The 13,729-nt window shown below is 50.7% G+C and carries 13 protein-coding genes; 4 read left to right on the top strand and 9 right to left on the bottom strand.

Annotated features, from left to right (window positions below):
* The coding region (locus tag Q7P68_RS05695) for an FKBP-type peptidyl-prolyl cis-trans isomerase (protein WP_304223885.1) at positions 1-295 on the top strand (295 nt) is incomplete at its 5' end.
* An 8-nt stretch (positions 296-303) separates the two neighbouring features.
* The gene (locus Q7P68_RS05700) at positions 304-960 is read left to right on the top strand and encodes a hypothetical protein (protein ID WP_304223888.1); all 657 of its coding nucleotides are present in this window, start codon (positions 304-306) and stop codon (positions 958-960) included.
* Positions 961-1,032: 72 nt separating this feature from the next.
* Here Q7P68_RS05700 and Q7P68_RS05705 read toward each other — a convergent pair whose 3' ends face one another.
* Positions 1,033-2,046, bottom strand: a complete 1,014-nt coding sequence (locus Q7P68_RS05705) for an FAD:protein FMN transferase (protein ID WP_304223891.1) — start codon at positions 2,044-2,046, stop codon at positions 1,033-1,035.
* A 123-nt stretch (positions 2,047-2,169) separates the two neighbouring features.
* On the opposite strand from Q7P68_RS05705, the gene mgrA reads away from it, so the two are divergent.
* Both mgrA and Q7P68_RS05715 read left to right on the top strand, forming a co-directional pair.
* A complete protein-coding gene (mgrA, locus tag Q7P68_RS05710) occupies positions 2,170-3,165 on the top strand; it encodes an L-glyceraldehyde 3-phosphate reductase (protein ID WP_304223894.1) in 996 nt (331 codons plus the stop codon).
* A 6-nt stretch (positions 3,166-3,171) separates the two neighbouring features.
* On the top strand, positions 3,172-3,966 hold the full coding sequence (locus Q7P68_RS05715) for an inositol monophosphatase family protein (protein WP_304223897.1): 795 nt from the start codon (positions 3,172-3,174) through the stop codon (positions 3,964-3,966).
* Here the strand turns inward: Q7P68_RS05715 and Q7P68_RS05720 are convergent.
* From Q7P68_RS05720 to Q7P68_RS05755, 8 genes are read right to left on the bottom strand one after another with little or no spacing between them, the layout of a single operon-like run.
* A complete protein-coding gene (locus tag Q7P68_RS05720) occupies positions 3,961-4,233 on the bottom strand; it encodes a PG0541 family transporter-associated protein (protein WP_304223899.1) in 273 nt (90 codons plus the stop codon). The genes Q7P68_RS05715 and Q7P68_RS05720 overlap by 6 nt on opposite strands.
* Positions 4,230-7,433, bottom strand: coding sequence for an efflux RND transporter permease subunit (locus tag Q7P68_RS05725; protein WP_304223901.1), 3,204 nt, complete (start codon positions 7,431-7,433; stop codon positions 4,230-4,232). The genes Q7P68_RS05720 and Q7P68_RS05725 overlap by 4 nt, the downstream gene beginning before the upstream one ends.
* 9 nt (positions 7,434-7,442) lie before the next feature.
* Complete coding sequence (locus Q7P68_RS05730; protein WP_304223903.1) at positions 7,443-8,387, bottom strand: efflux RND transporter periplasmic adaptor subunit; 945 nt, start codon at positions 8,385-8,387, stop codon at positions 7,443-7,445.
* A 2-nt stretch (positions 8,388-8,389) separates the two neighbouring features.
* Positions 8,390-9,790 carry a TolC family protein gene (locus Q7P68_RS05735; protein WP_304223905.1) on the bottom strand — a complete coding sequence of 467 codons (1,401 nt, stop codon included), beginning with the start codon at positions 9,788-9,790 and terminating at the stop codon, positions 8,390-8,392.
* Positions 9,787-10,992: a TetR/AcrR family transcriptional regulator gene (locus tag Q7P68_RS05740; protein ID WP_304223906.1), complete on the bottom strand. Its 1,206-nt coding sequence runs from the start codon at positions 10,990-10,992 to the stop codon at positions 9,787-9,789. Before Q7P68_RS05740 ends, Q7P68_RS05735 begins: the two co-directional genes overlap by 4 nt.
* A 58-nt stretch (positions 10,993-11,050) precedes the next feature.
* Positions 11,051-11,977: a sensor histidine kinase gene (locus Q7P68_RS05745; protein ID WP_304223908.1), complete on the bottom strand. Its 927-nt coding sequence runs from the start codon at positions 11,975-11,977 to the stop codon at positions 11,051-11,053.
* A 45-nt stretch (positions 11,978-12,022) separates the two neighbouring features.
* On the bottom strand, positions 12,023-12,547 hold the full coding sequence (locus tag Q7P68_RS05750; RefSeq protein WP_304223910.1) for a cob(I)yrinic acid a,c-diamide adenosyltransferase: 525 nt from the start codon (positions 12,545-12,547) through the stop codon (positions 12,023-12,025).
* Complete coding sequence (locus Q7P68_RS05755) at positions 12,519-13,718, bottom strand: alanyl-tRNA editing protein (RefSeq protein ID WP_304223911.1); 1,200 nt, start codon at positions 13,716-13,718, stop codon at positions 12,519-12,521. Before Q7P68_RS05755 ends, Q7P68_RS05750 begins: the two co-directional genes overlap by 29 nt.
* Positions 13,719-13,729 lie beyond the last annotated feature (11 nt).

The raw sequence follows: 13,729 nt of genomic DNA on the forward strand, positions 1-13,729 counted from the left end.
AGGAACAGGTACAAAAGTACAAGCAGGTAATACTGTCTCGGTGAATTATAAGGGGATGTTCCTGAACGGTGAGGTCTTCGATGCCTCAGACTTTCATGGCGGCCCCTTCCAGTTTCAGGCCGGTGCAGGCCGGGTTATACCGGGATGGGACCAGATGGTGCTGGACATGAAAAAGGGCGAGAAACGAATAGCAGTGCTTCCCCCGGAACTTGCCTACGGAGAACGGGGGGCTGGCGGCGTTATCCCGCCGAACGCATTCCTCGTTTTTGAAATGGAACTCGTTGCCATAAAATAGGACTTCCCATGGGAATAAACGGGCCGGACGCCGAAGCCGATGCTGAAGCATTTGTAGAAGCGGCCTGGCATTTTAAAGACATCCTGGTAGACACATCGAGCCTTATAGTCCTTGCGGATATCGGGGCCCTGGAAACAGCCGCCAGATTGTGGCGGCTCGCGACCATTGCAGAAGCTGCAGAAGAGGCCGGGCCAGAACTTCGTGCTCAGCTTGGCATGACGGAGCAACAGGGAGGCGCTTTAGATCCGGCCGACAGTGCAGCGCGGCCCCGGATCAGAATTGTTCCCGCAGCACACGCAGCACACGCAGCACACGCAGCACACGCAGCACACGCAGCACACACAGCACACGCAGCGCCCACAGTACCCTCAACACAGGGCCTTATGACAAAACGAATGTCCACAGATCAGAAACTCGTCGAAACGGCAAAGTCCCATCGCTGGCCGGTCTTAGCGGAGGACAGAAAAATTCTCATCGCCGCAGAAGAAGCTGGCCTTGTCTGTTTTGACTGTCTTGTAGCCATAGAACTTTTTAAGGCCCTGTCAGCTGCAGGGCAAGCGGCTTATCCACGCTGGCACAGCAAAATCACAGAACGGAATACCTACACTGCCTACCGCCGTTCATGGGCAGAGCAAATAGCTATCGCATTACAGAAACTCATGTGACTTCTGGCGGGGCTTCTCGAGAAGAGCCCGCGCAATAGTGTCAATACGGACTAAACAACTCAAAACGCCAGCTCAATCAGCCCAACGGTACCGTTCACTCGTTACGGTGAAACTTGAGCGGACACCGGCGGTAGCCCTGAGCGTCCCATCATCAAAAATAAATATGCCTTCCGCGTTCCCCAGGGATTCAAGAAGCGCCTTGCCCTTTTCATAACCCAGGGCAAAAACGGTGGTAGAAAGACCGTCCGCATCGATGGAACGGTCAGTAACAATCGTAACCGAAAGCAGCTTGTTTTGTACCGGATATCCATCGACTGTTGAAAGGATATGATGATAGCGCACTCCGTCTTTTATCAAAAACCGTTCATACACACCAGAGGTTACCATGGTTTTGTTTTTTATCTCCAGAATACCCACATAGGCACCCCGTTCACCCGCAGGATCCTGAACACCAATCCGCCAGTTTTTGCCTCCCTGCTTTTGGCCGTAGGCAAGTACATTTCCGCCTAGATCAATAATCGCCCGTTCTATCTGATTCTTTTTGAGGATCCGGGCTATCTCATCCGCCGCATAGCCCTTGGCAATTGCGCCCAGGTCCAGCGCCATACCCGGCCTTTTCAAAAACACAGTACGCTGCGCTTGATCCAACTCCACATCTTTCCAATTGATAAGGGGTAACACTTTATTGATTTCTTCTGGGGCTGGAACACGGGCATTGTCGGTACCGATACCCCACAGCTTAACTAGAGGACCAACCGTCGGATCAAAGGCTCCGCCGGATAGTTCTGCATAGTGAAGCGCAGCAGACAGTACATCGATGACATCGGCATGAACGGTAACCGCTTCGCGTCCAGCGGCAGCATTCACCCTGTCCAATTCGGTGTCATCCTTGTTCACGCTCATATGGTCTTCTATTTCACGGAGACGCGAAAAAAGCGTTCGGTATAATTCTGGTTTTCCCTTTTCATAGAGGTTGATGGTACAAAGAGTTCCCAGCACATATTCGGTTTGGGCTGGCATCGGTTTTGCGCAGGCGACAAAGGTTAAAGTAAGACCCGCAATAATAATACTTACAATTCGTCTCATAATGCGAGCATACAAAGAAAGCATACTTGGGGCAAGCGGTAGTAGATTACTATTATGCTCATATAGACTGAAGACCATTGGTTTATTACACTGTTATTACCTAAAATATCCAGGAGGAGTCCCTTGTCGTACACAGCCAGCGAACACAGATACGCGGCCATGCCCTACCGCCGGTGCGGTCGGTCCGGGCTTGACTTGCCTGCCCTTTCTTTAGGTTTTTGGCATAACTTTGGCGGAACCTCTCCCTATGAAAATGCCCGTGCCATGGCCCGGACCGCCTTTGACGCAGGGATTACCCACTTTGATCTGGCTAACAATTATGGCCCTCCTCCTGGCAGCGCGGAAGAAACCATGGGCCGTCTATTAAAGGACGACTTTAAGCCTTACCGGAATGAACTTGTTATATCCACCAAAGCGGGGTATCTCATGTGGCCCGGCCCCTATGGGGACCGGGGTTCCCGAAAATACCTGCTGGCCAGCCTGGATGACAGCCTGCGCAGAATGGGTCTCGATTATGTAGATATCTTCTATTCCCATAGACCCGACTATGAAACACCATTAGAAGAAACGATGGGGGCCCTTGCCCAGGCGATCCGGCAGGGCAAGGCACTCTATGTGGGACTTTCTAACTATCCTGCGGAACGGACCCGAGAAGCCGCAGCCATATTGAGGGATCTCGGCGTGCCCTGCCTCATACACCAACCAAAGTACAACATGTTTGAGCGTTGGATTGAACGGGACCTGCTCTCGGCGTGTGCAGACGAGGGGATCGGAATTATGGCCTTTATGCCCCTCGCCCAGGGACTCCTGACAGGTAAATATCTACAGGGAATTCCAGCCGATTCCCGGGCTGCTTCAGAAAGCCCCTTCCTTAAATCCGAGCAAATTACTGAAACGGTGCTGGAAAAAATCCGCAGCCTGAACGCCCTGGCTGCGAACCGGGGACAGAGTCTAGCCCAAATGGCGATTGCCTGGACTCTAAGGGATAACCGAGTTACGAGCGCCCTTATAGGTGCAAGCCGGCCTGAACAGATTCGGGAAAATATCGGAGCACTGGCCAATCTTAGCTTTAGTACCGACGAACTAGCCGAAATAGACCGGATTGTGGGGAGGCCCTGAACTTTAATGAAACAAACACTCCTCACCGCCATGATTGCCGCAGCGAGGGAAGCCGGATCCTTTCAGCTTTCCGAATTCCGCCGCCGGGAACCCGGCTGGGGTGACACAAAGGCGGCCCACGATTTTGTCTCCTTTGTGGATGTGGAATCGGAGCGGCTCATTAAAACAAACCTCGTTAAGACCTTACCAGAAGCGGCCTTTTACGGCGAAGAAACCGAACAGCAGCGGGGAGCCAAATACACCTGGATTGTAGATCCCCTGGATGGAACCACCAATTTTCTCTCCGGCTTGGACCACTTTTCAGTCTCCATCGCCCTCTGGGAAGATGATAGGCCAAAACTCGCGGTCATTTATAAACCCGCCACGGAAGAACTTTTTACCGCCGCGGATGGCCAAGGAGCTTGGCGCAACGGGGACCTCCTGTCGCAAGCAGTTCCCATGGACTGCGGCGCTGCCCTTATTGCCACCGGAACTCCTTACCGGTCCCCCGATACGGCGCAAGCCTTTTACCATGCCTTGGACCAGGTACTTAAGAAATTCCGGGATGTTCGTCGCTGCGGCTCGGCAGCCCTGGACCTTGCCTACGTCGCAGCGGGCTTTTTCCAGGGTTTCTGGGAAGTGGACCTGCAGCCCTACGACGTGGCGGCCGGTCTCCTCTTGCTCAAGGAAACGGGACACCCCTACAGTACCTTTCAGGGAAGGCCCTACGATCCCTTTAAGCACCGGGGCCTCGTGACCGGCCGCCCCGGAGTATACGAAACCCTGCAGCGACAGGTCGCCGCCGCCTATGGGGATCTATAGTCCAAAGAGCTTAATGCCCTCGTGGGGAAATTTTTCTTTTACCACTTCTACGGCGGCGGCGATGCGGCGCCCCTCCGCTTCGTCGCACCAGATTATAAGAGCAAAGTTTTCTTCCGGCCATACCGCGTCTCCCATACGGGGACCGGAAGAGCCGACACCGTGAACTACGGGAATTTTGGTATATTCCTTAGCCACACCGGCCTTTGCAAAGGCATCAAAAAGGTCTTCTTCCACAGAACGATTGGCAAAAAGTTCTAGTCGTATCATTTCGCTGCCTCCTGGGCTGCTTTTTTGCTCAAGCCGGCAGCAATCCGCTCCCGGCGAGCCTCCGCACGGGCCTTGCGTTCATCAGCACGTTTATTAAAGATTGCATAAATAACGGGCATTAAAAACAAAGTCATCAGGGTACCGAAGGAAAGCCCCCCGAGGACGGTTTTCCCGATGGGAGCCACCAGTTCAGACCCTTCGCCGGGGAAAAATGCCATGGGAACGAGACCTAGCACGGTGGTGAGGGTTGTCATCAATATGGGTCTGAGCCGATTACCCGCCGCTTCCACACAGGCATCATGCAGACTTAAGCCCCGTTTCCGCAGCAGATTAGTATAATCCACAAGGACGATACCATTGTTTACGATGACCCCCACGAGAACGAGGAGCCCCACCGCGGTAAGGATATTAAAGACCTCTCCGGTCAGGGCGTAGATGGCTACTATGCCAATTACCGAAAGGGGGATCGTAAAGATAATGATAAAGGGGTCCCGGAAGGATTCGAACTGGCTTGCCATAACACCGAAGACCAGGAACACCGCCACAAGCATGATAAGGGCAAATTTACCCACATATTCCATGAGCTGCTGGTAGTCACCGGCATATTCAATGACCACATCATCCTCAGCGGGTATTTCCTGGGCGATAAGAGCGCGGATTTTGCTTTCTACCTTATTTATGGCCACACCCGCATTGGTTCCGGCAGTTACATGAATAACCCGGCCCTGGTTCTCCCTGCGGATAGTAATGGGACCGGTGGTCTTTTTATATTGGGCAAAACTGGCCAAAGGAATCTTCTGGCCCGCGGGACTCATGACAAAGATTTTATCCAGCGCCGGCAGCTCGCTCCGATCCGCCTGGGGCAGCATGAGTACCACGTCGTATTCACCGCCAGAGGTCCTGAATTTGGTGGCCGTAACCCCGTCTACCGCGGCCTTAAGCTCGTTGCCCACGGTATACACGTTGAGCCCCAGGGCATACATCCGTTCCCGGTCAAAGACCAGTTCAATCTGGGGGAGCCCATCCTTTAGATCAATTGAAGGTTCTTTGGCTTCGCTGACCTTATCCCGCAATAGCTGGGCAATTTTTTCGGCGATTGCTTTCCCTTTTACCAGGTCCTGGGTTTTGATAATAATATCAATAGGGCTCGCAGAACCGATCCGCATAGTGGCGGTGGATGAACTAAAACTCATGGTCGCGCCGGGGAAATCGTTAAAGTGGGCGCGGATCTTATTTTTCATCGTTTCCGCGGTATCAATCCGGTCTTTAAACTCTGGTAAGGTAATCTGTATGCTTCCCCTGTTAACCGATGCGGTTCCGCCAAAGCCGAGGAGTGATCGCTGACCAATGCTTAAAATCATCCGTTTGTAGCCCATTATCTCCTGTTCCAGGATTCCCTGTATTTGCTTCAGGACCGCCTCGGTTTCTGCAATAGGAGTTCCGTTAGGAAGTTCCACCGAAAGGGTTACCGAATCGGCCTGCTGTTCAGGCATAAAAACATAGCCAATTCGGGGAATCGCGATAAGACTCGCCACAAAAAATACCAAAAGGGTCAGTATGGTGGCTAGTTTGTGCCGAAGCACCCGGTCAACGGCCCTGCGGTAGGCGTTGTCCAGGGCGGCAAAGAAGGCCACAAAGGGTTTGTCCAAAAGAGCCAAGAATCCATGGAGGGGCCGCTGAACCCGGGTCGTAAGCGGAAGATAGTGGCTCGTCAGGACCGGTATCAGCATCATGGCCACCGCCAGGGACATGGTAAGGGATATAACTACGGTGAAAGAAAGGCCCGAAAAAAGCTCACCCACGATACCAAGCTGCCCCTTGAACATTACCAGGGGAGCGAAAACACAGATGGTTGTTAAGGTTGATGAGACGATGGCGTTTATCATTTCCTGGCTTCCCAGGATCGCCGCCGCCGTGAGCTTTGCCCCCTTTTCTCGGTATCGGTAAATATTTTCAAGGATAACGATAGAGTTATCCACCAACATACCAACCCCCAAGGCAAGCCCTGCCAGGGTCATAACGTTCAGGGTAAGACCCCAGAAGTACATGAGCATAAGGGTAAAGAAAAGGGATACGGGAATAGTAATGCCGATAATCAGGGTTGGTTTGATGGACCTCAGGAAAATAAAGAGAATAAGAACTGCAAGCAGGGCCCCCTGGAGGGCGCTTGAGGTTACCTGGTTAATAGAGTTTTCGATAATGTCCGTGGTATTGAAAATTTCCGTAATGCTGATTCCCTGGGGAACCTCCTGGGCTATCCGAGTGAGCCGTTTGCGAAGCTCCCGGGCGGTCTGGACTGAGTTCTTGCCGCTTTGCTTTTGGACCGTAATCTGCACCGCCGCCTGACCATTTACATAGACCAGACTGTCTTCATCCCGATAACCCTCATATACGTCGGCGATGTCCCGCAGGCGTACCAGTTTTGAGGCTTCCACTTGGCCGTTCACAAGGCCGCCGCCCTTATATGAAATCACCGTGGACTGAATTTCATCCAGGCTCTGATATTCCCCAGCAGTTGCCAGCAAATATGAAAGCCCATTATCGAGTATGGAACCGGCTGAAACAGAGATGTTTTGACTTGCAAGCATTCCCTTTATTTGGGTAATGGTAAGCCCATAAGCCTCAAGCCGGTTCTGAGGAATTTCCACCTTGATAATCTTTTTCCGTCCCCCAGAGACGGTTCCCATAGCGACCCCGGGGACCTGCTCTATACGGGGAAGTATCGTATTTTCCGCAATTTCCCGCAATTCTTCGGGAGTCCGGTTTCCTGTCACCATGAGTCCCATAATCGGAATCATGGAAGGATCGAATTTAAAAATAAGCGGGGTATCCGTTCCATCAGGAAGGAACCGCTTAACCAGTTCCAGGTTATCCCGGACCGAATTGGCTGCGTCAGCCATATCGGTTCCATAGGTAAACTCCAACATGACCATACTGGAACCCTTGGAACTGGTAGAACTGAGCTTTTCTAGACTCGACACATTAGAAAGGGTTCCTTCGAGGGGCCTTGTTACAGTACGCTCAACCTCTTCAGGACCCGCACCAGAATATCCCGTGTACACAACAAGAATGGGAGGTTCAACCTCAGGGTACAAATCGATGGGCAGATTAAGGGTCGCAAATATCCCCAGTCCGATCAGAAGTGCGAAGGCGATAAAAATGGTAGTGGGTCGTGAAACGACCGTTTTAGCTATACTCATAGGGACCTCTTAAAATGCAGCTTTAAGGGGAGGCGTAGTGTCCACCACCCGAACCCGCACGCCATCCTCCAGGAGGCTCTGGCCACGGAGTACAACAAGGGATCCAGCCTCAAGGCCCTGTCTAATTTCTGCCTGATCATCAATAATGATTCCTGGTACTATAATTCGCTTTTGAGCTATCGTTATAGCTGGATCTTTTGGGTCCGTTTCTACCGTAAAAATATACTGATCTCCATAGCGCCGTACGATGGCCGCGGCGGGTATTTTGACAACATCACTTTTTTCTTCAGTAACAATCTTAAGCTTTGCAAACATCCCTGGCTTTAAAAGCGCATCTTCATTCTGCACCGAGATACGGACCTCCATAGTTCGGGAAACTGGATCTACTGTCGGGCTCAGTTCACGTACCCTGCCAGAAAAAATCCTACCTGGATATGCGTCCAGAGAAAGTTCAACCCCTAGACCAACCTTCATTTTGGAGATAAACCGTTCTGCCACATAAGTACGGGCTTCTAATGACCCTGAACCGGCTAGACGAGCTACCGGCATCGCTTGGGAAATGGTCATTCCAATCTGAACTGGTAACGCCACTACAGTACCCGAAATGGGAGCTTTTACGAGCCCCGTATTAAAGGACATCCCTGGTCGAGATGGATCTACCTCTGCGATGGGATCATCCTTCTGCACCCGTTGACCTATAGCAACGTATAGTTTTGTCACTTTCCCGGCCACATCCGAAAAAGCATCGACCGTTGTTCCAGATACAAGATCGCCTGAGAGTGATAAGTAATCCCTAATTTGACCTCGAATAGCCTCTGTGGTAGTAACTGCGAAAACCGGTATTTGGGTCGCATTATCCTGCTCAGATCCCTTTGCAGAATCTTTTGCCATCTGCCCGCAGGAAGAAAGCATCACGAGGGCGATGAGTATACCTGCATAGTAATCATGTTTCATGTTTAGCTCCTTGTCAGGGTCCCGAAGGGCACCCCCATGGCATATTCCAGGTCCAGAAGCCCGGTCATAAAGTTAAATTGTTCTTTTATTACCTCAAGCTGGGCCTTTCGCAGATCCAGGTCCGCATTGGTAATTTCCATTACATCCTTAAGACCCGCCCTATAGGCCTGTTCGGTCAGAGCATAGGCCTTTTGAGCCAAATCCACGTTCAGCCGCAGGGCACCCATACTTTGCAAAGACTTTTGCAGCTTAAGAACGATGGAATAAACCTCTGTTTCAGTGCCCCGTATGGCGAGAGCAAGATTGCTGTTCAGCTTCGCAATAGTGTCGTCCAGATCTGATAAGCCCTGGGCTTCCCGGGAAACCGGAAGCAGGCTGTTAAGCCGCCATGCCAGGGTAAGGGTAAACATACCCGACCGCTGTTTCCAGGAGTCTCCATTGAACCAGTTGTCTTTAAGCGGATCGCCCTGAAAGGTTGGATCAAAGGTCCAGCCTAAAGAAAGAGAAGGCGTATAGAGCTGATAAAAGTTAGCCCGGCGGGTACTCTGGAGGAGCAGTATGGATCGACGCAGTTCTTCTAGATCGGGCTTCCCCGCTACAGCCCTGTTGATGAGATCTTCCAGATTCAATGAATGAGAGAGCGTTTGCGTCGCATCGGGGGGACTCACCGGCGCCAGATCCAGCTTGGTTCCGTGGGGCAGGCCCAGGTTCATGGCCAGAGATTCTATGGCAAGGAGGTAACTGTTTTCCAAATCTTGAATAGTTGGTTTTAAATTTTCTACCCCGACCTGGGCCTGCAGCACCGTAAGCTCCGGCACAAGCCCCGAACGGTAGTTTTGCCGGGCGGTCTCAAGCCGCCATTCAGCTGCGGCAAGATTTTCTTTAAGGAGACTGATATTTTCCTTCAGTAAAAGAATCTGCAGGTAGCTTTTCCGGACATCCCGTTCTAGCTGAGCGCGAGCCTTTTCATAACTCAGTTTCCCATTTTCATAGTCCATCCGGACATTTTTTAATCCCTCAAAAAGGGCGATATTCAGCATAAGACTGGCGGAAAACCGAGAAGAAAGGCTCCACTGGGGCAGTTCATAGGAAATAGGCATGACCGCATACCCTACAGGTGGGGTGCCAACAAGTGTCGTCGGAACCAGGGAGGTCACCGTGGAAACCTCGTTGGTCCGGGCCAGGGTGCCGCTTACATCCACGGTGGGAATAAATACGTTCCAGGCTGTATCGGCTTTCCGCTGCTTAGTGCCCAAATCCCGTTTTGTATTGTTTAAAGACAAGTTTTGGGCTATCGCCAGGTTCACCGCCTCATCAATATTCAAAGTCCGTACTTCTTGGGCAGATAGAACTGAGCTCACCGCTGCCACAAGAAAGAAGCTCCATAGATATCGATGTTTCATTCTTTCCATCCTTTAACCCCATGGGTCATATAGATAAACAGTTCCCTTAAATTCAACAAAGATTCCTCATTCCCCACATTCTGACGGACTTCCACCATGAGCTGGTTTACCACATAAAAAAGCACCAATCGGGCTAGGGTAAGTCCATCCCAGCGGGCTACCGCAGCTTTAAGTGGTAATTCGTGTATAAAAGAAAAAAGTTCAAGACTTCCTTGGGGGAAAAGCATGCCCAGCTCTATCCGCTGAAGCCGTACCCAATCCAAAACAAGAAGGACGTCCCGGTTGTTACGCAGATAGTCATTGACGGTACGCAGAGTCAGATAAAGGCGATCCATCGGATCGGGAGACAGGTCTAAGACTCTTTTTAAAGATTGGGATATATGTTCAAATTCTTTTAGGAATAGCTGCCTGAGCATTTCCTCCTTGCTTGCAAAATGGGCATAGAGGCCGCTCTTAGAAAGACCTGCTTTTTCTGCCACAAATTTCATTGAAGCATCCCAGGGGCCCGCTTCTCCGATGGCTCGGGCAACCGCCGCAAGGAGCTGGGCTGATGCGGCACTATCATGCCGGGCATCTATAGGCGGTGCTTCTTTCATGGCCATAAAAGCCCTGTCCAGGGCATCAAAATCTGGCATAGACACCGGTGAGCCAGGAACACACAATCCATCATAGACCAATTCGCTTACCATCCGCAGGGACTCCGCTACCGATTCCTCCGCAGGTTCATCAACCTGACATCCCTTCTCAAGATGATAATGGGCTACCGAGAATACCACCGTAATGAGCACCATCCGGAGGTAAAAATGATTTTTCTTTTCTGCCCAGAACACACCGCGCCGCTGGAGTTCCTGCTTAAAGGTCCGGCCCGGTTTTTCCTGCCCTAAGACCAGGTTCAGAAAGAAAATAAAGTCGTATTTATTCCTGGTAAAATAGTCAGCCAGGGCCCGGCCGATGAAAAGGAGCCGTTTATTACGAGACTCCTGGGATAATGCTTCCGGCAAAACTTGCCGGACATGATTGGCAAAGCGGTCAAAAAAATCGTTATAGAGGGCGTCCATAAGGGCGTCTTTGCTGCTGAAATGGCGGTACAGGGCGGGTTTGGTCACCCCCAAATACTGGGCCACATCGGAAAGGCTTCTTTTTTTATAAAAGTCCCGGCCCCAAACTATCAGGGCCGCTTTCAAGATATCCGCTTGAGTCATCTATATGTTACCGACCGGTCGTTAACATACAGCAGATTATATATTATTGTCAATTGGCTCACGCATTGATATCGATTGCTATTTCCGTGCCTGACTTGCTCTGGATATGGAGCGTCCCATTGAGCTGCTTCGTTAATTCCCGTATCAGCACCATACCAAAACTTGTAGAATTATCCGCAGCAAAATCGGGCGGAAGACCTACACCATCATCCTTGATAGAAATGTGCAAAATATCACCCTGTCTTTTTGCTTGTATTGAGATACGACCTGCAGCGCGTCCGGAAAAGGCATATTTCATCGCATTGGTTAAAACTTCGTTAATTATGATACCCAGGGGCTGCAAGATCTTAGAATCTAAATTGATATCATCAATTTCAGTATCTACAGTCACCTTATCCTTGTCAGGGAAGGTGTCCATAATCTCCTCTGTTAATGAAATAACATAATCTCGCAGAGAAAGGGTTTTATAATCTGTTGATGAATATAATTTATCATATAGCACCATCATGCTTTCTATCCGGTTCTGTGCATCATCGAGGGCTGAAACCGCCCCAGCATCCTGCAGCACTGCGGATTGAAGAGACAGAAGGCTTTTCATGGTATTCATATTATTTTTGATACGATGGTGTACTTCTTTTAAAAGGTTTTCTTTTTCATCCAGCAGATTCCTAATTTGTTGTTCATACCTATTCCGTTCATTAAAGATATGGGCTATTCCTAATACACCGCATAACATACAAAGAGAAAGGACAAGCCCGATACTTTCATTGATCATATTAATCGACAACACAGAAGGAGAGTCTTGAAATAGGTAGACAGAACTGAACACAATAATACGGCGTACACTCATCAGTACCAGCGCCAGGGTAATGAAAATCCATGAGACAGTTTTGCCAGATATTTTGATGAGCCTGATTGCGAAATATGCGGCAAGCAGCTGAAGCACTATGGAAGTTAACGGAATGCCATTTAAAAGGATACTCATAACCAAAGCATAGTGTCACTTTCCATAATTTTCCAGAATTGGCCTTTATTTGTACCGGATAGCTCCTTCGGCTTGTTCTTCGTAGCGGGCCAACATGAATAGCAGGTCCGATAAGCGGTTCACAAAACGCCTCGTGGGGCCGTCCACCGCATCCTGCCGGGCCAAAGCTACAATACGCCGTTCAGCCCGGCGGCAGACGGTTCTGCAAATATCCAGCTTGGCAGAGCTGTCGGTGGATCCCGGTATGACAAAGCCCTTGAGGGGCACCGCCGATTCCAGTTCATGAACCCAATCGGTCAGGCGGTCCACATCTGCTTCCACAACAGGCTGTACATAGGCACCGGGACTCAGGGTTGCCAGGGACCCTGCCACCCGAAAAAGATCCCGCTGCAAAATATCGATTATTTCCTTAACCCGATCTGTTTTTACATTACGCCGGGCATCTCCTAAGAATGCGTTGAGTTCATCAATAGTACCATAACATTCGACCCGCAGAGAATCTTTGCCGACCCGTTCACCGGACCACAGGCCCGTAGTGCCGTCATCGCCGGTTTTGGTTGAAATACTCATGATTTTCAGCTCCTTCTACAAACCTATTCAAATCTTCCCGGGACGAAAAGGATCCCTGGTAATAAGTAGGCCCGCCGCCTCCCGTTCCGCCGCTTGCTTCAAGGAGGGACTTGCAAACAGGCCTCAGATCGGCATCGGTTCTGCCGGTCAGCAGTGCAGCCTTAAGCTCAGGGACGCTGGCGACCAAAATAAACTGGTCCGTCTCTTTTTGCAGCGCCCGGCCTACCCGGAGGGCTTCATCCATAGAACGGTCGGAAAAGACTTTACTGATAAGCGGCGATTTGCGTGTTTCTTCAAGAATCTGGGCAGCTTCCAGGGATGCAAGCCGTTCCTTAAGTATAAGCATCTGCTTATCCTGAATGCTCAATTTTTCGGCGAGATTTGCCACAGCCCTGGCAAGTTCATCCTGGGGAACCTTAAGGCTGTGGCTCGCTGCCCCTGCGGCTTCCCGAAGCAGCCGGTACTCCCCTACGACCCGCTGTCCTGCGATAAAACTCAGGCGCATCATACCCTTGTACTTTTCTGCCCCCAGGACAGCCAAGGTTCCAATTTGCCCGGTGGAAGCAAGGTGTATACCCGCGCAGGGTGAATAATCGTATCCGTCAATTTCTACAATACGGAGCAGTTGCTCCCCTTCCGGAGGTTTTTTGCGCAGGGGAAAACTATTCGCATCCTCAGGCGGACAAAGATGGGTGATAATCTTAAAATTCTCCCGGATAAGTTCATTAACTGAGTCTTCTATAAAAAGGAGGTCTTCCGGCGAAAGTACGGATATATCCACATCGATGGTGTTAAAACGGTCACCCAGGTGCATGGAAACCGTGGGCCCCCCCGTAAGTCTTAAAATTGTAGCAGAGAGAAGATGCTGGGTCGTATGCTGGGTAGAAAAGTCGGTGCGGCGCCGGCGGTCAAGTTTGAGCCGGGCCGGCCCTGGTGCTAACGAGGAATCATCGGCTACAACATGGTATATGGTTTCACCCGCAAATTGGACATCCACCACAGGGACATCGTTAATCCAGCCATGGTCCGCAGGCTGGCCGCCGCCTTCGGGATACAGGATTGTTTTGTCCAGCACCAGGGCCGGCCTGTTATCGCAGGTTTCTATAGCAAGAACTGACACGTCAAGTTCATCAAGCCAACTCTGATCATAATAGAGGATTTTTGTTTCCATGATTTCAGTAT

This window comes from Gracilinema caldarium, from assembly GCF_029265695.1.
Lineage (GTDB): Bacteria > Spirochaetota > Spirochaetia > Treponematales > Breznakiellaceae > Gracilinema > Gracilinema caldarium_A.